The sequence below is a fragment of the Streptomyces sp. NPDC048417 genome (assembly GCF_040651615.1).
Classification (GTDB): Bacteria; Actinomycetota; Actinomycetes; order Streptomycetales; family Streptomycetaceae; genus Streptomyces.
The window spans coordinates 107,466-126,813 of the sequence record NZ_JBEZKI010000030.1 but is presented as its reverse complement, the minus strand read 5'-3'; the positions used below and the strand labels follow the sequence as shown (position 1 = coordinate 126,813).

19 protein-coding genes and 1 pseudogene are annotated in these 19,348 nt (G+C 70.7%); 12 read left to right on the top strand and 8 right to left on the bottom strand.

Features of this window, described 5'->3' with window-relative positions; translation table 11 throughout:
• The first annotated feature begins 153 nt into the window (after window positions 1-153).
• From AB0D59_RS38535 to AB0D59_RS38520, 4 genes are all read left to right on the top strand, one after another.
• Window positions 154-1,110, top strand: a complete 957-nt coding sequence (locus AB0D59_RS38535; protein ID WP_362575565.1) for an ABC transporter ATP-binding protein — start codon at window positions 154-156, stop codon at window positions 1,108-1,110.
• Window positions 1,110-1,886 (top strand): ABC transporter permease, encoded by a 777-nt coding sequence (locus tag AB0D59_RS38530; protein ID WP_362575563.1) that lies wholly within the window; start codon window positions 1,110-1,112, stop codon window positions 1,884-1,886. The genes AB0D59_RS38535 and AB0D59_RS38530 overlap by 1 nt, the downstream gene beginning before the upstream one ends.
• Window positions 1,887-2,006: 120 nt before the next feature.
• Entirely contained in the window at window positions 2,007-3,242 is a 1,236-nt protein-coding gene (locus AB0D59_RS38525) for an ABC transporter ATP-binding protein (RefSeq protein ID WP_362575561.1), read from the top strand.
• Window positions 3,239-4,120, top strand: a complete 882-nt coding sequence (locus tag AB0D59_RS38520) for an ABC transporter permease (protein ID WP_362575559.1) — start codon at window positions 3,239-3,241, stop codon at window positions 4,118-4,120. The genes AB0D59_RS38525 and AB0D59_RS38520 overlap by 4 nt, the downstream gene beginning before the upstream one ends.
• A gap of 7 nt (window positions 4,121-4,127) precedes the next feature.
• On the opposite strand, the gene AB0D59_RS38515 is transcribed toward AB0D59_RS38520, so the two are convergent.
• Window positions 4,128-4,493 carry an ATP/GTP-binding protein gene (locus tag AB0D59_RS38515; RefSeq protein WP_362575557.1) on the bottom strand — a complete coding sequence of 122 codons (366 nt, stop codon included), beginning with the start codon at window positions 4,491-4,493 and terminating at the stop codon, window positions 4,128-4,130.
• Window positions 4,494-4,716: 223 nt separating this feature from the next.
• Here AB0D59_RS38515 and AB0D59_RS38510 point away from each other — a divergent pair, with 223 nt between their 5' ends.
• On the top strand, window positions 4,717-5,745 hold the full coding sequence (locus tag AB0D59_RS38510; protein ID WP_362575556.1) for an LLM class flavin-dependent oxidoreductase: 1,029 nt from the start codon (window positions 4,717-4,719) through the stop codon (window positions 5,743-5,745).
• A 106-nt stretch (window positions 5,746-5,851) separates the two neighbouring features.
• Here AB0D59_RS38510 and AB0D59_RS38505 read toward each other — a convergent pair whose 3' ends face one another.
• Complete coding sequence (locus tag AB0D59_RS38505; RefSeq protein WP_362575554.1) at window positions 5,852-6,244, bottom strand: SCO5389 family protein; 393 nt, start codon at window positions 6,242-6,244, stop codon at window positions 5,852-5,854.
• Between the two features lie 394 nt (window positions 6,245-6,638).
• Between AB0D59_RS38505 and nucS the strand changes: the two genes are divergently transcribed.
• Window positions 6,639-7,310 carry an endonuclease NucS gene (nucS, locus tag AB0D59_RS38500; RefSeq protein WP_362575552.1) on the top strand — a complete coding sequence of 224 codons (672 nt, stop codon included), beginning with the start codon at window positions 6,639-6,641 and terminating at the stop codon, window positions 7,308-7,310.
• 243 nt (window positions 7,311-7,553) lie between these two features.
• Here nucS and AB0D59_RS38495 read toward each other — a convergent pair whose 3' ends face one another.
• The 4 genes from AB0D59_RS38495 to AB0D59_RS38480 all read right to left on the bottom strand — a co-directional run bounded on the left by AB0D59_RS38495 (window position 7,554) and on the right by AB0D59_RS38480 (window position 12,560).
• Entirely contained in the window at window positions 7,554-10,091 is a 2,538-nt protein-coding gene (locus AB0D59_RS38495) for an ATP-binding protein (RefSeq protein ID WP_362575550.1), read from the bottom strand.
• Between the two features lie 319 nt (window positions 10,092-10,410).
• Window positions 10,411-10,734, bottom strand: coding sequence for an STAS domain-containing protein (locus AB0D59_RS38490; protein ID WP_186284954.1), 324 nt, complete (start codon window positions 10,732-10,734; stop codon window positions 10,411-10,413).
• 186 nt (window positions 10,735-10,920) lie between these two features.
• On the bottom strand, window positions 10,921-11,769 hold the full coding sequence (locus AB0D59_RS38485) for a 3-hydroxyacyl-CoA dehydrogenase family protein (protein WP_362575548.1): 849 nt from the start codon (window positions 11,767-11,769) through the stop codon (window positions 10,921-10,923).
• Between the two features lie 149 nt (window positions 11,770-11,918).
• The gene (locus AB0D59_RS38480; protein ID WP_362575546.1) at window positions 11,919-12,560 is read right to left on the bottom strand and encodes a helix-turn-helix domain-containing protein; all 642 of its coding nucleotides are present in this window, start codon (window positions 12,558-12,560) and stop codon (window positions 11,919-11,921) included.
• Window positions 12,561-12,640: 80 nt separating this feature from the next.
• Between AB0D59_RS38480 and AB0D59_RS38475 the strand changes: the two genes are divergently transcribed.
• The 3 genes from AB0D59_RS38475 to AB0D59_RS38465 are packed head-to-tail and all read left to right on the top strand — an operon-like array spanning window position 12,641 to window position 14,823.
• Window positions 12,641-13,426 carry an ATP-binding cassette domain-containing protein gene (locus AB0D59_RS38475; RefSeq protein ID WP_362575544.1) on the top strand — a complete coding sequence of 262 codons (786 nt, stop codon included), beginning with the start codon at window positions 12,641-12,643 and terminating at the stop codon, window positions 13,424-13,426.
• Window positions 13,427-13,445: 19 nt separating this feature from the next.
• A complete protein-coding gene (locus AB0D59_RS38470) occupies window positions 13,446-14,222 on the top strand; it encodes an ABC transporter permease (RefSeq protein ID WP_362575542.1) in 777 nt (258 codons plus the stop codon).
• A 13-nt stretch (window positions 14,223-14,235) separates the two neighbouring features.
• The gene (locus AB0D59_RS38465) at window positions 14,236-14,823 is read left to right on the top strand and encodes a cob(I)yrinic acid a,c-diamide adenosyltransferase (protein ID WP_362575540.1); all 588 of its coding nucleotides are present in this window, start codon (window positions 14,236-14,238) and stop codon (window positions 14,821-14,823) included.
• Here the strand turns inward: AB0D59_RS38465 and AB0D59_RS38460 are convergent.
• Window positions 14,749-15,384: a hypothetical protein gene (locus AB0D59_RS38460; RefSeq protein WP_362575538.1), complete on the bottom strand. Its 636-nt coding sequence runs from the start codon at window positions 15,382-15,384 to the stop codon at window positions 14,749-14,751. The two genes, AB0D59_RS38465 and AB0D59_RS38460, sit on opposite strands and share 75 nt — an antisense overlap.
• A 176-nt stretch (window positions 15,385-15,560) precedes the next feature.
• Here AB0D59_RS38460 and AB0D59_RS38455 point away from each other — a divergent pair.
• The 3 genes and pseudogenes from AB0D59_RS38455 to AB0D59_RS38445 form a co-directional block, all read left to right on the top strand.
• A pseudogene (locus AB0D59_RS38455) lies at window positions 15,561-16,095 on the top strand (two-component sensor histidine kinase); the annotation flags it as partial.
• A gap of 45 nt (window positions 16,096-16,140) precedes the next feature.
• Window positions 16,141-16,815, top strand: coding sequence for a response regulator transcription factor (locus AB0D59_RS38450; protein ID WP_362575536.1), 675 nt, complete (start codon window positions 16,141-16,143; stop codon window positions 16,813-16,815).
• Window positions 16,816-16,900: 85 nt separating this feature from the next.
• A complete protein-coding gene (locus AB0D59_RS38445) occupies window positions 16,901-18,724 on the top strand; it encodes a glycoside hydrolase family 18 chitinase (protein ID WP_362575534.1) in 1,824 nt (607 codons plus the stop codon).
• Between the two features lie 70 nt (window positions 18,725-18,794).
• Here the strand turns inward: AB0D59_RS38445 and AB0D59_RS38440 are convergent, their stop codons facing one another.
• Complete coding sequence (locus tag AB0D59_RS38440; RefSeq protein WP_351710512.1) at window positions 18,795-19,241, bottom strand: DUF2550 domain-containing protein; 447 nt, start codon at window positions 19,239-19,241, stop codon at window positions 18,795-18,797.
• Window positions 19,242-19,348 lie beyond the last annotated feature (107 nt).

Genomic DNA, 19,348 nt, shown 5'->3' with positions numbered 1-19,348 from the left:
CCCCGCGCCCCTTTCAGGGGCGGGCACCTGGCGCCCCTTCAGGGGCGCGGGGAACTGCGCGACCAGCCCCCACGGCGCCGCACCCGAAGACGGCGCTCCCCCGGCCCGCCCCTTCCGGTGGCAGCCCCCGTACGCCGGTCTTAGCGTGGCCGCATGATCGAGCTGGCGGGCCTGACCAAGCGCTACGGCGACAAGACCGCGGTCGATGACCTCACCTTCGCCGTACGGCCCGGCATCGTGACCGGGTTCCTCGGACCCAACGGCGCCGGCAAGTCCACCACGATGCGGATGATCCTCGGGCTCGACCACCCCACGGCCGGCCACGTGCGGATCGACGGCAAGCGGTACGCGCAACTCAAGGACCCGCTGACCTACATGGGGGCGCTGCTCGACGCCAAGGCCGTGCACGGTGGGCGCAGTGCCTTCAACCATCTGCTGTGCCTCGCGCAGAGCAACGGGATTCCGAAGCGCCGGGTGGCCGAGGTGCTGGACACCGTCGGGCTCACGGCGGTGGCGCGGAAGAAGGCCAAGGGGTTCTCGCTGGGCATGGGACAACGGCTCGGGATCGCCGGGGCCCTGCTGGGGGATCCGCGGATCCTGATGTTCGACGAGCCGGTGAACGGGCTCGACCCGGAAGGGATCCACTGGATCCGGAATCTGATGAAGTCGCTGGCCGCCCAGGGCCGGACCGTGTTCGTCTCCTCCCATCTGATGAGCGAGATGGCGCTGACCGCCGATCACCTCGTCGTCATCGGGCAGGGACGGCTGCTCGCCGACACCTCCATGGCGGACTTCATCCGGACGAACTCGCGGTCGTACGTCCGGATCCGCTCCCCCCAGCGCGAGCGGCTGCTCGATGTGCTGCACGGGGCCGGGATCACCGTCGTGGAGACGGGGACCGGGGCCCTGGAGGTGGAGGGCGCGAAGGCCGAGCCGATCGGGGAACTGGCCGCGCAGCACGGGATCGTGCTGCACGAGCTGAGCATCCAGCAGGCCTCGCTGGAAGAGGCGTTCATGCAGTTGACGGCGGAGTCCGTGGAGTACCACGCGCACGCCGACTCGGCCCCGGTGCCGCGGGCCTGGGGTTCCGGCTGGGACAAGGGGGCGTGATGGCGGTCGTCACTCAGGTCGTACGGTCCGAGTGGACCAAGATCCGGTCGGTCTCCTCGACGGTGTGGACGCTGTCCCTCGCCGTGGTCGTCAGCGTGGCCCTCGGGATGCTGCTCTCCGCGCTGGCCAACAGCCAGTTCGGCAACATGCCCGCGCGGGAACGGCTCTCCTTCGACCCGACGAACATCAGCTTCGCCGGGCTGACCCTCGGACAGCTCGCGATGATCGTGTTCGGAGTGCTGGTGGTGTCGAACGAGTACAGCACCGGCATGATCCGCACCTCGCTGGCCGCCGTACCGCGGCGCGCCACCTTCCTCTTCAGCAAGATCGCGGTGGCGACGGGCCTGGCGCTGGTCGTCGGCATGGTGACCGGCTTCGCCGCGTTCTTCCTCGGGCAGGCCATGCTCGGCTCCCACCGGGCCCACCTCGGCGACACCGGGGTGCTGCGCGCGGTCATCGGCGGCGGGCTCTACATGACGCTCATCGCGATGTTCTCCATGGGCGTGGCCGTGATGCTGCGCTCGCCGATGCTGTCGCTCGGCATCCTGATGCCGTTCTTCTTCCTGATCTCCAACATCCTCGGCAACGTCGACGCGACCAAGAAGATCGGCCGGTTCCTGCCGGACCAGGCGGGCGGCCACATCATGCAGGTGGTGCCGAGAGCCGGCGACGACGTCCCGTACGGGCCCTGGGGCGGACTCGGGATCATGGGGCTGTGGGTGGTCGCCGCGCTCGCCGGCGGGTATGTCCTGCTGAAGAAAAGGGATGCCCAGTGACCGGACCGATACGGACCGGCTTTGCCAGCTCTTGATGGGAACCGTCAGCGCCCGGATATCCTCCTAACCCTTACGGGGGCGTCTGCCCTGCTGTCCTGATCCTTTCGATGGGTGCGGAGCATGATCGAGGCTGTCGGCCTGACCAAGCGCTACGGCGACAAGACCGCCGTGTACAACCTTTCCTTCCAGGTACGGCCCGGCGCCGTCACCGGCTTCCTCGGACCCAACGGCTCGGGCAAGTCGACGACCATGCGGATGATCCTGGGTCTGGACAACCCGACCGCGGGCGCGGTGACGATCGGCGGCTACCCCTACCGCAGGCTGCCCAACGCCGCTCGCCAGGTCGGCGCACTGCTCGACGCCAAGGCGGTGCACGGCGGCCGGTCCGCCCGCAACCACCTGCTCTCCCTGGCCCAGCTGTCCGCCATCCCGGCCCGCCGGGTCGACGAGGTGCTCGGGGTGGTCGGCCTCCAGGACGTGGCCGGAAAGCGTTCCAAGGGCTTCTCGCTCGGTATGGGCCAGCGCCTCGGCATCGCCGCCGCACTGCTCGGCGACCCCCAGGTGCTGCTCTTCGACGAGCCGGTCAACGGCCTCGACCCCGAGGGCATCCTCTGGGTGCGCAACCTGATGAGGTCCCTCGCCGCCGAGGGCCGTACGGTCTTCGTCTCCTCCCATCTGATGAGTGAGATGGCGCTGACCGCCGACCACCTCATCGTCATCGGGCGCGGCCAGCTGCTCGCCGACATGAGCGTGACGGACTTCATCTCGGCCAACTCCGCCGACTTCGCGCGGGTGCGCACCCCGGACACCGAGCCGCAGCTGCGCGAGAAGCTCAGCTCGGCGCTGACCGAGGCCGGCGGCCATGTCATGCCCGAGCAGGACGGCGCGCTGCGGGTGACCGGCCTGCCGCTGCCGCAGATCAGCGACCTCGCGCACGAGGCGGACGTACGGCTGTGGGAGCTCTCGCCGCACCAGGCCTCGCTCGAAGAGGCGTACATGCGGATGACGCAGGGCGCCGTGGACTACCGCTCCACCGTCGACCAGAAGGCCGGCCTCCAGCAGCCGCTGCCGCCCGGCGCGCAGCCGCCGATGCCGGTGCCCGGGCAGGGCCAGCCGGGCTGGTACGCCCCGCCGCCGCCCCAGCAGGGCGGCCAGCCGTTCGCGGGCCCGTACGGCGCGCAGGGGGCGCCCGCAGACGCGTACGGCGCCCCGCAGGCCCCCTACGGGGCTCCCCAGGCCGCTCCCAACCCCTACTCCGCGCCGGCCTCGGCGCCTGCTGAATCGTCACAGCCGGCTCCCGCGCCCGCGCCCGCCTCCGCCCCCGCCGACCTGACCAAGCCCGAGGACGCCCGATGAGCACCCACCAGCCCCCGATGCCACAGGCAGTCCCGGCCGCGCCCGACTGGCAGGCGGCGCCCGGCGGTCCGTACGCCGGTTACACCTCGCCGATCCCGGTGGTGCGCACTCACCTCGGGCACGCCATCGCCTCGGAGTGGACGAAGATCCGCTCGGTGCGCTCGACGATCTGGACGCTCGGCGTCTTCGTTCTCCTCGTCGTCGGCATCGGCCTGCTGGCTGGCGCGGTGGTCAGCAACTCCTCCTCGTCGGACGACCTGTCCGGCGAGAACGCGCTGTCGCTCGGCTTCTTCGGGCTGCTGCTCGGCAGCATGTGCATCATCACGCTGGGCGTGCTGACCACGGCCTCCGAGTACGGCACCGGAATGATCCGTACGACGATGGTGGCCTGCCCCTCCCGCGCGCGGATTCTCGCCGCGAAGGCGATCGTCTTCTTCACGCTCGCGTTCGTGATCACCCTCGCGGCCAGCGCGTTCGTGGCCATGACACAGGTGTCGATGCTGAGCGACGTGGCCCGGAGGCCGACCGGCGGGGAATGGCTGAAGGGCACCTTCGGCGTCAGTCTCTACATCGCGCTGCTCGGGCTGCTCTCGCTGATCATCGGCTCGATCATCCGGCACTCGGCGGGCGCCATCACCATCATGATCGGCGCGGTGCTCGCCCCGCTGGTGATCGCGCTGTTCATGTTCTCGCAGTCGCTGGAGAAGGTGCGCACGGCCCTGTTCGAGTACTCGATCCCGAACCAGCTGAGCGTCTTCTACTCCAACTCCCTCAGCGATTCCGGCCCTTCGGGCTGGGACCCGCTGTGGATCATCCTCGGCGTGACGGCCGTCGCCTTCGCCGGCGCCTACGCGCTGCTGGAGAAGCGGGACGTGTGATTTCTCGCTAGAACCTCGGCGCGTTACGGGACCGCTGCACCCGCGTGGTGCGGCGGTCCTTCGCGTTCCAGCAGGCCTTGTGCCAGTGCCGGCGCTCGTCGACGCCCGAGTGCTCCGGCCAGGCCACGACATGCGGGACACCGGAGGGAATCACCTGGTCGCAGCCCGGGCAGCGGTACGTCTTGCCGACCGCGCTGGCGCCCGCGACATGACGCACGCTCCACTCCTCGCCCTGCCAGCTCTCGCTGGACTGCCAGCCGCCGTACCGGTCCGCGCGGTCGTCCTCGGCGCTCCGGCCGGAGCTCTGTCCGGAGCTCTGTCCGGAGGAGGAGGCTCCATTCGGGCCCTGGGGTCGGTTGCGACGCGGGGACACGGGACACCTCTCGGGGCTATACAGGAAGCAAGGGCTGTGTCCAGCCTACGACGCGCGCGCGGGGGTACGCGTAGGGCACCAACCCGTACAAGTCCCCCTCCAGGGCGACCCATTCTCCAGACAATCCGCAAATCTCTTCGCCAGCCCGTGTCCTCGGCACGTGTCAGACGGTTATGCCGGGTGGGGGAGCTCCGGGTAGGAGCCAGGAAAGCAGGAAAATGCGATGCGCGTAGGAAGTTTTGTGCTGGCGGCCCAGTTCCCGGGCCAGGGCCAGGGGGAGGCCCTGCACCGGGCGGTGCGCACGGCGGAGGTGGCCGAGGAGGCCGGCTTGGACGCGGTCTGGCTGGCCGAGCACCACTTCGTGCCGTACGGCACGTGCCCGTCCGCGGTCACGCTGGCGGCTTTACTGCTGGGCCGCACCAGGCGTCTCAGGGTCGGCACGGCGGTGAGTGTACTGCCCACGGTCCACCCGGTGGCGCTCGGCGAACAGGCCGCACTGCTGCACGTGACGAGCGGCGGCCGCTTCACGCTCGGCGTGGGCCGGGGTGGACCCTGGGTGGATCTGGAGGTGTTCGGCAGCGGACTCGAGGCGTACGAACACGGCTTCCCGGAATCACTCGAACTGCTGATGCGCTGGCTGCGCGAACCGGCCGTGTCGGCCTCCGGACCACGCTTCTCGTTCCGTGAAGTCCCGGTCGTACCGCGCCCGTCGGAGGCGCTGACGGAGGCGCCGGGGCCGGAGGTGGTGATCGCGTGCACCTCTCCGGCGAGTGTCCGGCTGGCCGCCGAGCGAGGGCTGGCGATGCTGCTCGGGATGCATGTCGGGGACGAGGAGAAGGCCGAGATGGTCGCGCTGTGGCGACAGCACGCGCGGGCGGCCGGAAGGCCCGCCGAGGAGATCCTCGGCGCGGCCCATGTCTCCGCCGGCGTCTGCCAGATCGCCGACCGGCGCACCGACGCCGTGGAGACGCTGACGAAGGCGATGCCGGGGTGGCTGAAGCAGGGCCTGGAGGCCCATACGACGGTGGACGGCCGGTTCCGCTCCATGCGCGACCCGCTCGCCTACACCGAACTGCTCTGCGGACTGCACCCGGTGGGGACCCCGCGGCTGTGTGCCGACCGGCTCGCGGCGACCTCCGAGCGGACCGGCATCTCCCGATTCGCCCTGCTGACCGAGGGCTCGGGAGACCTTGCGGCCACGGAGGAGAACGTACGACGGCTGGGTGCCGAGGTACTGCCGCACCTCCGGTGACCTCACACCTCCGCGGGGAGCTTGCCGCCCCAGTGACTGATTGCACCTCCCGCGTGTGGAGCGGCAAGCAAGCGGCTCACTGCGTCAGCAGTACCGGAGCTCCGCGTCAGCAGTCCCGGAGCTCCGGGGACTGGTTCAGCAGCTGACTGCGCACCGAGGTGAAGCGGGCCAGCCTCGCGTCTACCGAGGCGTCCAGCGGGAACACCGCAACACGGTGGCAGTTCTGGAAGGCCAGCCGCACACCGAAGTGCCGCTGCAGGGCGCCGCGTATGGCGTCACTCGCGAGCGCACGCAGCAGCTGACCGCGTGCCTGCTCGTCCGGCGGGGGCGTCTGGTTGTCGGCGAACTCTCCGCCGTCCACCTTCAGCTGGGCCACCAGGGAGCTGATCATCTCCCATGCGTAGGGCAGGGAGGTCCGGACGCAGTCGACGAAATCTGCTTCATCGACCTCGCCTCGCTCGGCCTGTTCGAGTAGGGCCGGTGAGACGTCGAGCGACATGGGTTCTCCTCTCGCACCCCCGAACAGCAGGGGTTGCCGGACAGGTAAGGGAGTTCGCGATACCGAACACGCTGAGTACACACTTCGCGACCTCCCGTTTACTACGGTAGGCAACGGACGGTGCCCCCACCAGGAGATTGCGTATATGCGACGGTCCCTTTAGGCACACAATCGGCCAGGGTTGAACAGGGGTGTGCAGGCGACCCGTCAGGACCGGTCGTGGAGGCCTGGTCGGAGGACGGATCGAGACATGTGGCCCGCAGGGCCTCGGTCGAGGGTGGTGGTGGGAGACGGCGGCAAGAGGTGCGGCCCGCAGGGCCTCGGTCGAGGGTGGTGGTGGGAGACGGGTGGGCGAATCGCGTGGAGGGCGGGGCTTCGAGTAGCGTTGCCGACCATGCGTCTCGTCATCGCCCGGTGCTCCGTCGACTATGCCGGCCGGCTCACCGCCCACCTTCCCTCGGCTCCCCGTCTGATCCTGGTCAAGGCGGACGGCAGCGTCTCGATCCACGCGGACGACCGGGCCTACAAGCCCCTCAACTGGATGTCGCCGCCGTGCACCCTCAAGGAGGGGGCGGGCGACGAGGAAGGCGTCTGGACCGTCATCAACAAGGCGGGCGAGAAGCTCATCATCACGATGGAGGAGGTCCTGCACGACTCCTCGCACGAGTTGGGCGTGGACCCGGGCCTGATCAAGGACGGCGTGGAAGCGCACCTGCAGGAGCTGCTGGCCGACCGTATCGAGACGCTCGGCGAGGGCTACACCCTGATCCGCCGCGAGTACATGACGGCGATCGGGCCGGTGGACATCCTGTGCCGGGACGCCGACGGCCAGACCGTGGCGGTCGAGATCAAACGCCGGGGCGAGATCGACGGCGTGGAACAGCTCACCCGCTACCTGGACCTGCTGAACCGGGACCCTCATCTCGCCCCCGTGCGAGGCGTCTTCGCGGCCCAGGAGATCAAGCCCCAGGCCCGCGTCCTCGCCACGGACCGCGGCATCGGCTGCACGATCCTGGACTACGACGCGCTGCGAGGCGTGCAGGACGACAAACTGCGGCTGTTCTGACCGTCCCCCCTGCACCACTGCCCACCCCAGCCACCACCGCCTCAGGCACGACCCTGCCCGCCCTCTGTCGGCGCCGCGGCGGCGCTCAGCCCGTACGGCGATGGCCGGCGGTGCCGGACCGGCCCTGAGCCGGGTTCGGCACCGCCGGTCCGCACCATGGTGGTTGAGCGCCGCCGCGGCGGAAAATGGGCCGAGCGACGGTTACCGGGGCGGCGGAGCCGACCGGAGTGGGCGGTTGCTGGGTCAGATCACTGTGACGGTCGAGGTGCCGGGGGTGGTGCCCTCCGATGCGCTCGACGTCGTCACCGTCGGGGAGTCGGTGGACGGGCCGCTGGCCGAGTTGGTTGTGGTGGGGGTGTCGGTCGGGCCCGACGACGAGGGCGACGGCGATTCGCTCGGCGGCGGTGACGCGGACGACTTCGAAGGGCTCGGTGAGACCGACTTCGAAGGCGACGTCGTCGGACTCGGCGACTTGGTCGGCGAGTGGGTCGTACCGCCACCCGACGAGCCCTTCGTGCCTGTCGGGGTGTCCGAAGGGGTCGCCTCGTCCGACGGCGGCGTCGGGTCGTCCGACGTGCCGAGCGTGCCGTCGGGGCCGGGGTCCGTGGGTTTGGTGGTCGCCGTGCCCGTGTCCCCCGTGCCCGACGACTGCTTGGGGTCGGCGCCCAGACTGCCGTCGCCCGTGCCCTCGCTCGCCGACGGGTTGACGCTCACGTTGTTGGCCGGGTTGTCGGCGTTGTCGTGGGAGGTCATGCCGAGCCCCACGACCGTGCCGAGGACGGCGGTGAGGAGTACCCCCGAGCCCACCGCCACCAGGTTGCGGCGGGCCATGCGGACCAGACCGCGCCCGCCCTGGGCCGACGGCGACTGCTCCGGGCCGCGGCGGGTGACCAGCGGGTCCGAGATCGGGGAGTGGACGGCCGGGAAGGGCGTCGTGACGCCGCCCGCCGGGGATATGGACTCCTCGTGGCGGGCGTCGGGGATCTCGTCGCCCGCCATCGCGGCGAGGCCGGGAAGGACCTCCCCCGAGCGGTCGGCGACCAGCGCCAGCGCCCGCCGGCCGGCCGTCGTACCCCGCTTGTCGGAGAGCGCCCCGCGCAGCCCGATGGAGGCCTCCAGTTCGGCCCGGGCCCGGTCCAGCTGGCCACCGCAGAGCGCGAGTATCCCCAACTCGTGATGGAAATAGGCTTGTTCACCTACCTCGCCGGCCAGGCGGGCGGCCTCCGCACCGGCACGCAGCGCGCGTTCCCAGGCGCTCCAGTGCAGCCCGGCCGCGAACGCGGGCGCGGCCGTGCGGGCCAGCCGTACCGGCGTGGACTCCTCGTCCTCGGCCGGGGGCACGGTGGCGGGCACGAGGGCCGCGAGGGCGGCGAGGACCGCGTCCGCCTCGGCGCACACCCGGTCCGGAGTGACCGAGGGGTGCCCGGCCCACCAGGAGTAGTGCTGGCCGGCGGCGAGGGCCTGGGCCTCGGTGCCGTCGGCGTATCCGGCGGCCTCCAGCTGCTGCTGGACGCCCGCGGCGAGCCGGTAGCGGGAGCCGACAGGGGAGACCAGTCCGCAGCCCGCCAGTTCGCCGAGGGCGGCGTCCGCGTGGGTGTCGCCGACCAGGGCGGGCAGATGGGCCTGGTGCGGGACCTCGCCGTCGAGGGCGACCGCGAAGCGCAGGGTGGCGCGGGCGGAGGCGCTGAGGCGGGCGGCGAGCAGCGGCGCGGGCGCGGCGGCCTCGCCGAGGGACGGCAGCGGGACCTCGTCGGTCGCCTCGGCGTCGAAGGACACATCGACCGACATGTCGGACAGCTCGGAGGCGAAGACGCCGAGCTCGTCGACGGCGCCCGTGCTGGCCCGCAGTTGGTCGCGCTGGCGCAGCAGTGCGCCCGCCTGGACGAATCGCAGCGGCAGGCCCTCCGACTCGAACCAGAGGTCGCCGGCCCAGTTGGCCTCCTCCTCGCTGAGCACCCGGCCGACCGCGCGCTCCAGGATGTCCACGCCCCCGGCCCGCTCCAGCCCTCTGAGGAAGACCTCCTCGACGGCGGAGTCGGCGGCGGGCGCCGGCACGTCCGGGGTGGCGCCGATCAGGAAGGCGCACTCGGGGGTGGCGTCGATCAGCTCGTCGAGCCCGGAACCGCCGAACTCGATGTCGTCGAGGACGACGACCGCGCCGATGTCACGGACCAGTTCGAGGAGCTCGTCGTGGTCGGGGCGGTGCGCGGGCGCCTTGTAGACGGCGTAGAAGAGATCGTGGAGCAGGTCCGCGGGCGTGCGGTGGAAGCCGCTGAGGCGGACCACGCCGTCGGGGGCGAGGTCCGAGCAGTCGTCGGCGACCAGGTCGAGGAGCGCGGTGCGGCCGGAGCCCGAGGGGCCGGTGAGGCGGACGGAGCGGCCGCGGGCGAGGAGTCGTACCAGACGCTCGCGGTCGTCCTGGCGCTCCAGGAGCGGCAGCTCGGGCTGGGCGGGGCCGGGCGGCACCGGCGGCCGGGCGGCGCGCTCGTACTCGGCGCGTTCGGCGGCGGTGCGCTTCTCCGGTCTGGCGGGACGCTCGGTCGGCGGGCAGGGTTCTATCTCGCTGCCGTCGACCGGGTTCACGGTCAGCAGGAAGTCGCCGGAGACCAGGCGCGCCGTGCGGACGAGCGCCGGCACACTCTGGCCGAAGTCGTTGGTGAGGGATTCCCTCGGCGGGCGCTGGCGCGGCGTGCTGCCTCCCCCAGTCTCGAACAGGCTCGACCGGGAGTTGCCCCCATCGTCCTGGCCGTACGCCTCGGGTCCCGGATTGATCGGGTCCATAGGTTCCTAGCCCCCCAAAAGCGTCGTGTGCCGTGAATTCGGGCCCCTCCCGGCCTGTTGCACACCGCGCTGTCGCTTCTGGTCCGGACCCGCGCTCGAAGGGTGACAAGGCGGCGGGCGACCGAACCCTAAACCTTCGCACAGTATCTACGACAGTCCGGGGTACCGCGCCGTCCAAGACATCACAGTCTCGTGAGGATTGCGCCTGACATGCGCTTGTGCGCGGTCCGTCCGGGTCACCCCCGTCGCCCGGTTCCCACTGTGCCCCACCCGTTCGCCGCCGCACACCGGGTCCCGGCGCGGCTCCTCGGTCCCGGTGTCACACCCGGGGCAGCGACTCCACCCCGATACCCCCCTCGATCGCCAGGATCCGGTGCAGCCTGGTGGCCACCAGCAGGCGCTGCATCTGCGGCGGTACACCGCGCAGCACCAGGCGGCGGCCGCAGCGGCCGGCCCGCCGGTGGGCCCCCATGATCACCCCGAGTCCGGTGGCGTCCCAGGAGTCCAGCTCGGACAGATCCAGCACCAGATCGCCGACTCCGTCGTCGACGGCCGAGTGCAGGACCGTACGGGCGTCCGCCGCGCTGCGAACGTCGAGGCGGCCCCCGACGACCAGCTCGGCGTGGTCGCCCCTGATGTGCATATGCGCTCCCCGAGAGTGCGTGCCCTACTCCGTGAAAGTGATGTCCGGTGATGCAACCTCTGACTGCGTTCGACGGCCAGAGGTTGCCATCTGTAAGCGAACCGATACCGAATTCACCCCCGAGAGTGAAACTCCCGGGACTTGTGCGTTTTCGGAGGCGGTTCAGAGGCTCTACGTACTGATGTTTCAGTACGTGTAGAAGCCCTGCCCGCTCTTGCGCCCGATGTCACCGGCGTCAACCATCCGGCGCATCAGCTCCGGCGGGGCGAACTTCTCGTCCTGCGACTCGGTGTAGATGTTGCCGGTGGCGTGCAGCAGGATGTCGACGCCGGTGAGGTCCGCCGTGGCCAGCGGGCCCATGGCGTGACCGAAGCCCAGCTTGCAGGCCAGGTCGATGTCCTCGGCGGTGGCGACGCCCGACTCGTACAGCTTGGTGGCCTCGACGACGAGCGCCGAGATCAGCCGGGTCGTGACGAAGCCGGCGACGTCGCGGTTGACGACGATGCAGGTCTTGCCGACGGACTCGGCGAACTCCCGCGCGGTGGCGAGGGTTTCGTCGCTGGTCTTGTAGCCGCGGACCAGTTCCACGAGCTGCATCATCGGCACCGGCGAGAAGAAGTGGACGCCGACGACCCGCTCGGGATGTTCGGTGGCCGCCGCGATCTTGGTGATCGGGATGGCGGAGGTGTTGGAGGCGAGCACGGCGTCCGGCCGCACGATCTTGTCGAGCGCGCGGAAGATCTCGTGCTTGACCTCCAGCTTCTCGAAGACGGCCTCGACGACTAGGTCGGCGTCGGCGGCCGCGTCCAGATCGGTGGCCGTGGTGATCCGGGCCAGGGCGGCGTCGGCGTCGTGCGCCTCCAGCTTCCCCTTGCTCACGAACTTGTCGTACGAGGCCTGGATGCCCCCGACGGCACGGTCCAGCGCCTCGTCCGTGACGTCGCGCAGGACCACGTCCCAGCCGGCCTGCGCGGCGACCTGGGCGATGCCGGAACCCATCAAGCCGGCACCGATGACGGCAAGCTTCCGTGCCACTCCGCTCCCCTTACACGCTGTTTAGGTATGCCTCTTGGGCGGGACCCTAGCGCTCGTGAGGGGCCGGGAAACCCGGTAAGTAATGCGTGTCACGGTCTCAGGACGTGAGACAACCGTCACGTCTTGTCAGCCGCACCCTGCGGCACGGGTCATTCCCGGCCACGTACCGCGTAGTTGAGCACCTTCTCGCTCAACAGCTCCTCGATGTCGTCCAGGAGGACCAGGACTTCTCTGGACACTTCACGCGGATCGCGCTTTTCGAGCATCGCCCGGCCGATGGCCGCCATGACGGCCTGATGGGCCCAGTCGATCTGACCCGCGATCAGGGCCGGCAGCGGGTCGGCGGCGGAGGCACCGGCCTCCTCGCGCAGGGCCTGCTCCAGCCGCTCCCGGATCTGCTGCTGCATGCCCCACAGCCGGGAGCGCAGGGCGGGCGCGTCGTGCAGCACACGCATGAAGCGGTCGTAGCCCGCGGCCAGGCCGACGCCCGGCGACACCGCCTCGACCTCGCGACGCAGTTCACGCAGCACGGCCCGGGCGGCGGACTCCCCTGGGTCCCGGCCGCGCACCCAGCGCGAGAGCCGGTCCACCATTCCGGCGGCCCGGTCGAGGAAGAGGTCCTCCTTGGCCGGGAAGTAGTTGTAGACGGTGTTCACGGAGACGTCGGCGGCTTCCGCGATCTCCGCGACGGTCACCGCGTCGAAGCCGCGTTCGAGGAACAGCCCGGTGGCCATGTCCGAGATGTACTGCCGGGTCTGCCGCTTCTTCCGCTCCCTGAGCCCCTCTGCCATGTCCGGATCCTAGCCGTTCTGGGCAGCCTGCAATCTTGGGGTCATTGCAACTTTTAAGAGACTCTGTTTTTCTGGGCGCCATGACAGCAGTCATCAGCGCGGCCGGACTGGCCCGCGCCTTCCAGACGAAACGCGGCCCCGTACAGGCGGTCCGCGGCATCGACCTCACCGTCCACGAGGGCGAGATCCTCGGCTTCCTCGGGCCGAACGGCGCCGGCAAGACCACCACCCTGCGCATGCTCACCACCCTGCTCGCCCCGACCGGCGGCAGCGCCACCGTGGCGGGCCGTGATCTGGCCTCCGACCCGGCGGGCGTGCGCGCCGCCTGCGGTTACGTCGCCCAGTCGAGCGGCGTCGACGGACAGCTCGCCGCCCGGGAGGAACTGGTCACCCAGGGCCGCCTGTACCGGCTGACGAGGGCCCAGGCGATGGTCCGCGCCGAGGAGTTGGCGCACGACCTGGGGATCGCGGACCTCCTCGACCGCAGGATCGCCACGCTGTCCGGGGGTCAGCGGCGCCGCCTGGACATCGCGCTGGCACTGACGCACCGCCCGCGCGTGCTGTTCCTCGACGAGCCGACCACCGGCCTGGACCCGGGCAGCCGTGCCGGTCTGTGGGACCTCGTCCGACGGCTGCGCGACGAGCACGGCACGACGGTCTTCCTCACCACCCACTACCTGGACGAGGCGGACGCCCTGGCCGACCGGCTGGTGATCGTCGACCGCGGCGAGGTCGCGGCCGAGGGCACCCCGGCCGCCCTCAGGCTCCGCCACGGCGGCTCGCCCGACGCCTCCCTCCAGGACACCTTCCTCGCCGTGACCGGCCGCGGCCCCGCCCCGGCCGACCCCGCCCCCCTCGCCGTATAGGAGCCCGATGAGGACCCCCATGAGGATCCCGACGAGGATCCCGACGACCTTCGTCCGCGATACCGCGCTGGTCTACGGCCGCTGTCTGCGTCAGTCCCTGCGCTCGCCGCTCGCACTGCTCTTCGGCCTGCTGATGCCCCTGCTGTATCTGCTGTTCTTCGGTCCGCTGCTGACCCGGCTGCCCCTGGGCGGCCGGAGCAGCTCCTGGCAGGTGCTCGTCCCCGGGCTGCTGCTCCAACTCGGCCTGTTCGGTGCCGCCTTCGCCGGCTTCGGGGTCATCGTCGAGAAGGCGCAGGGGGTCGTGGAGCGGATGCGGGTGACTCCGGTCAGCCGGCCGGCCCTGCTGCTCGGCCGGGTGCTGCGGGACGCCACGGTGATCGTCTTCCAGGCGGTGCTGCTGGTCCTGGCCGCGATGCCGCTGGGGCTGCGCGCTCCGCTGCCGGGCGTGCTCATCGGCTTCGGCTTCGTCGCACTGCTCACGGTCGCGCTGGGCTCGCTGTCGTACGCGGCGGCGATGCGGGTGAGCACCCCGCAGGAGTTCGGCCCGATGATCAACGCGGTGACCATGCCGTCGATGCTGCTCTCGGGCCTGATGCTGCCGATCTCGCTGGGCCCCGCGTGGCTGGACGTCCTCTCGCACCTCGTCCCGTTCCGCTACCTGGTGGACGCGATGCGCGACGCGTACGCCGGAACGTACACGTCCGCCCACATGCTGTACGGCGTGCTGGTGGCCGTCGCCTTCGCGACACTCGCCGTGACGGTGGGCACACGCGCGTTCCGGACGGCCGGAGCGTAACTACGCTGGCCGTATGGTCAATCTGACGCGCATCTACACCAGGACCGGCGACCAGGGCAGCACCGCCCTCGGGGACATGAGCCGGGTCGCCAAGACCGATGTCCGGATCTCGGCGTACGCGGACGCCAACGAGGCGAATGCGGTGATCGGGACGGCGATCGCGCTGGGCGGGCTGGACGAGGAGGTCGTCAAGGTGCTCACCCGGGTGCAGAACGACCTCTTCGACGTCGGCGCGGATCTGTGCACGCCCTTGGCGGAGAACCCCGAGTTCCCGCCCCTGCGGGTCGAGCAGTTCTACATCGACAAGCTGGAGGCGGACTGCGACCGCTTCAACGAGCGGCTGGAGAAGCTCCGTTCGTTCATCCTGCCCGGCGGTACCCCTGGCGCGGCCCTGCTCCACCAGGCCTGCACGGTCGTGCGGCGGGCCGAGCGGTCGACCTGGGCCGCGCTGGAGGCGCATGGCGCCGAAGGAAAGGACGGCGGCATGAACCCGCTGACCGCGACCTATCTCAACCGGCTGTCGGACCTACTGTTCATCCTTGCCCGGACAGCCAACAAGGACGTCGGCGACGTCCTGTGGGTCCCCGGCGGGGAGCGCTGACTCCGGCTTCGCCGAGTCCGCCGTCCCGTCCGGCCGCTTCTTCGGCCAGACCAGGTACGTCAGCGCGAACACGCCATGGAGGCCGACGGCCCTGAGCGCCACCCACTGGAAGGCCCGCAGGGACGAGGTGTCGCCGTCGCCGACGTACCGGATCGCGGCCTGGAGCAGCGCGCAGGCGACCGCCGCCATCAGCACCGTACGCAGCCACAGGCGGCCCTCGTGGCGGGCGCGCGCCAGGCCGTGGCGGGACGGCTTCGGCGAGCCCGGGGCACCGGCTGCCAGGCGGTGTGCCGCGTGGCCGTCCAGCCGGCGGATCGTGCAGGGGCCGTAGGCGACGGTGAAGCCGATGTAGAGCGCGGCCAGGCCGTGTTCCCAGCCGGGTTCGGCGCCGTTGCGCAGGTCGACCGCGGTGACCACGAACAGCACGAGTTCGAGGACGGACTCGGCGAGCAGCAGGACGACACCGGCCCGGCGCCGTTTCAGCAGGTACCGGACGGCCAGCCCGGCCGCGAGCAGCACCCAGAAGGCCACTTCGCAGACGATGATCAGGGCAACGATCACGGTTTGGCTCCTCACCGGGGATCCACCGGGGTCTCGGTCATTCCTCCTCCAGGCTCCCGGCGCCGGGCGGCCGGCGCCTCGTCGGTGGTGACGAACCCGCACTACATCGAAGGATGCAGTCCGGGACCCTTCTCACGGTGCAGGCGCACGCCGTGCGGGCCGTGTTGGATGGAGCCATGGCCCGCGACTCCCCCGACCGCACCGCTTCGACGTGTACGTCGCCGTCGGCGGCCTGCTCGGCGGAGTGCTGCCGGCGGGGCTCGGGCTGGCCACCCGCTCGCGGGACTACCCGCTCACCCTTTTCGACGGCCCCTGGCCGGTGCTGGTCCCCCTGTGCGTGACGGCCTGCTGCGAGCTGGCCCGCCGCACCGCGCCGCGCGCCGCCCTGCTGCCCGGCACGCCGCCGTCTGCGCGGACCAGGTCACCCAGGGCACTCTGGCCACTGTCCTGATGTTCACCGACCTGGTGTACGCGGCCGTCCTGTACGGCCCGCCCGCCTCGGCCCGCCGTATCCCCTGGACCACCGGGCTGCTCACGGTGGCCGGGACGCTGGTGCCGTTCGCGGTGTGGCGGGTGCCCCAGGCGCTGCTGATCGGGGTGGTCACCGGGATCGTGGCTTTCGGCCCGGCGGCCACCGGCTGGATCGTCCGCGACCACCGGGACGCCGCCGCGGCCGCCGGGCTGCGCGCCGAACAGACCGCGCTGCTGGCCATGGGGGGTCCCCCATGCCCTTCCTCCGAGTGAAGGAGCGAGCGAATGATCCGTGTGCTGGTCGCCGAGGACCAGTCGGCCGTACGGGCCGGGCTCGTCCTCATCCTGCGCAGGGCGCCCGATGTGGAAGTGGTCGGGGAGGCGGCGGACGGGGAGCAGGCGGTGGCGCTGGCCAGGGAGCTGAGGCCCGATCTGGTGCTGATGGATGTGCAGATGCCGCGCCTGGACGGGGTGTCGGCGACCCGGCAGGTCGTCGCGGAGGAGCTCGCGGACGTCCTCGTGCTGACCACCTTCGACCTCGACGAGGACGTCTTCGGGGCGTTGCGGGCGGGTGCGGCCGGGTTCCTGCTGAAGAACACGGAGGCGCGGGACCTGATCGCCGCGGTGCGCACGGTCGCGGGCGGCGAGGGGCTGATCGCGCCCGCCGTCACCCGGCGGCTGATCGCGGAGTTCGCGGCCGGGCCGGTGCGCGGGCCGAGGGCCGATCCGACGGTGCTGGACGCGCTGACCCGGCGGGAGCGGGAGGTGCTGGGGTGTCTCAGTGAGGGGCTGTCCAACGCCGGCATCGGGGTCCGCCTCGACATGGCCGAGGCCACGGTGAAGACACACGTCAGCCGGTTGCTGGCCAAGCTGGAGCTGCGCAGCCGGGTGCAAGCCGCGGTGCTGGCGCAGGAGTTGGGGATCCAGTCCCCTTTCAACAGAGTGGTCCAGACCTATTGACCGGTGGTCCAGACCTTTCTATTCTCGCGGCACTGTGGGCGCGAAGGCTCAGTCGTGCCCCCCAACTCCCCATAGGAGGCGCAGGATGCGCTTCAGACACAGAGCCGCGGCAGGGTTCGCGACCCTGTTGCTCCCGCTGGCCGGCCTGGTCGGCCTCGCAGGCCCCGCCCAGGCCGCGACGACCGCCACCGCCACCTACACCAAGACCTCGGACTGGGGCACCGGCTTCGGCGGCCAGTGGACCGTCAAGAACACCGGTACCACGTCGATCAGTTCCTGGACCGTCGAGTGGGACTACCCCTCCGGGACCTCGGTCACCTCTGCCTGGGACGCGGACGTCACCTCCTCCGGCACTCACTGGACCGCCAAGAACAAGTCCTACAACGGCTCCATCGCCCCCGGCGCCTCGGTCTCCTTCGGCTTCAACGGCGCGGGCTCCGGCTCCCCGAGCAACTGTCTGCTCAACGGCGCCAGTTGCGACGGCGGCACCACCGTCCCCGGTGACGCGGCGCCCTCCGCGCCCGGCACCCCGACCGCGTCCGGCACCACCGACACCTCGGTGAAGCTGAGCTGGTCCGCCGCCACCGACGACAAGGGCGTCAAGAACTACGACGTGCTGCGCGACGGCAAGGTCGTCTCCACGGTGACCACCACGTCGTACACCGACACGGGCCTCACCGCCGGCACCGACTACTCCTACACCGTCCAGGCCCGCGACACCGCGAACCAGACCGGTCCGGTCAGCGGCGCGGTCTCCGTACACACCACCGGCGGGACGACCACTCCCCCGACCACCGGCTCCAAGGTCAAGCTCGGCTACTTCACCGAGTGGGGCATCTACGGCCGCAACTACCAGGTCAAGAACCTGGTGACGTCCGGCTCCGCGGCGAAGATCACGCACATCAACTACGCCTTCGGCAACGTGACCAACGGCCAGTGTGCGATCGGTGACGCCTACGCCGACTACCAGAAGACGTACACCGCCGACCAGTCGGTCAGCGGCGTCGCCGACACCTGGGACCAGCCACTGGCCGGCAACTTCAACCAGTTGCGCGAGCTGAAGGCCAAGTACCCGAACATCAAGATCCTGTGGTCCTTCGGCGGCTGGACCTGGTCCGGCGGCTTCGCCCAGGCCGCGGCCAACCCGACCGCGTTCGCCGACTCCTGCTACAACCTGGTCGAGGACCCGCGCTGGGCCGATGTCTTCGACGGCATCGACATCGACTGGGAGTACCCGAACGCCTGCGGGCTGAGCTGTGACACCAGCGGGGCCGCCGCCTACAAGAACCTGATGGCCGCGCTGCGCGCCAAGTTCGGCTCGAACAACCTGGTCACCGCGGCCACCACCGCGGACGGCACCTCCGGCGGCAAGATCGACGCCGCGGACTACGCGGGCGCCGCCCAGTACGTCGACTGGTACAACGTGATGTCGTACGACTTCTTCGGCGCCTTCGACGCGGACGGCCCGACCGCACCGCACTCGCCGCTCACCACGTACACCGGCATCCCGACGCCCGGCTTCACCACGGCCGACGCGATCGCCAAGTTCAAGTCGAAGGGCGTGCCCGCGAGCAAGCTGCTGATCGGCATCGGCTTCTACGGCCGCGGCTGGACGGGCGTGACGCAGGACGCACCCGGTGGTACGGCCACCGGTCCGGCGCCCGGCACCTACGAGCAGGGCATCGAGGACTACAAGGTGCTCAAGACCTCCTGCCCGGTCACCGGCACCGTCGCGGGCACGGCGTACGCGCACTGCGGCAGCAACTGGTGGTCGTACGACACTCCCTCGACGATCGCCGGGAAGATGAGCTGGGCCAAGACCCAGGGTCTCGGCGGCGCGTTCTTCTGGGAGTTCAGTGGTGACACCAGCGACGGCGAGCTGGTGAGCGCCATCAACTCGAATCTGTAGCAGGGCGCCTGAGCACCATGGACGGCCCCCCGGACTTCATCAGGGGGCCCCACCCAGCGGGTGAATGCGGCTACGCCACATTCACCCGCTGTCCGGGCGGGGCCGCTTCCAGCCACGCGAGGAATCCGGTCAGCGCGTCGTCGCTCATGGCGAGTTCGAGGCGGGTACCCCGATGGACACAGGTGAGGATCACGGCGTCGGAGAGCAGGGCCAGTTCCTCCTCGCCCTCCGGGAGGCGGCGGCCGGCCACCTCGATCCGGTCGCGTTCCAGGACCCGGCGGGGCCGGTAGGCGTAGGAGAAGACCCGGTACCACTCGACGCTGTCGCCGTTGTAGCGGGCGACACCGTAGCTCCAGCCCTTGCCGCTGGTGTCCGTCTTCTCGGGGACGTCCCAGCGCAGCGAACAGTCGAAGGTGCCGCCGGAGCGCTGGATCAGTCTGCGCCGCAGTCCGAACAGGAAGAGTCCCACCACCACGAGCGCGACCACGATTCCGCACACAGTCAGAGCGAGGACCATCGGCACCGACCTCCTCGTCTCCTAGGTAATGGAACGTAAAAAGACCCAGATCTACCTCAGCCGCGGCTGGGACCGGATGGCTCCGGCCCCAGCCGCGGCTGAGTTAC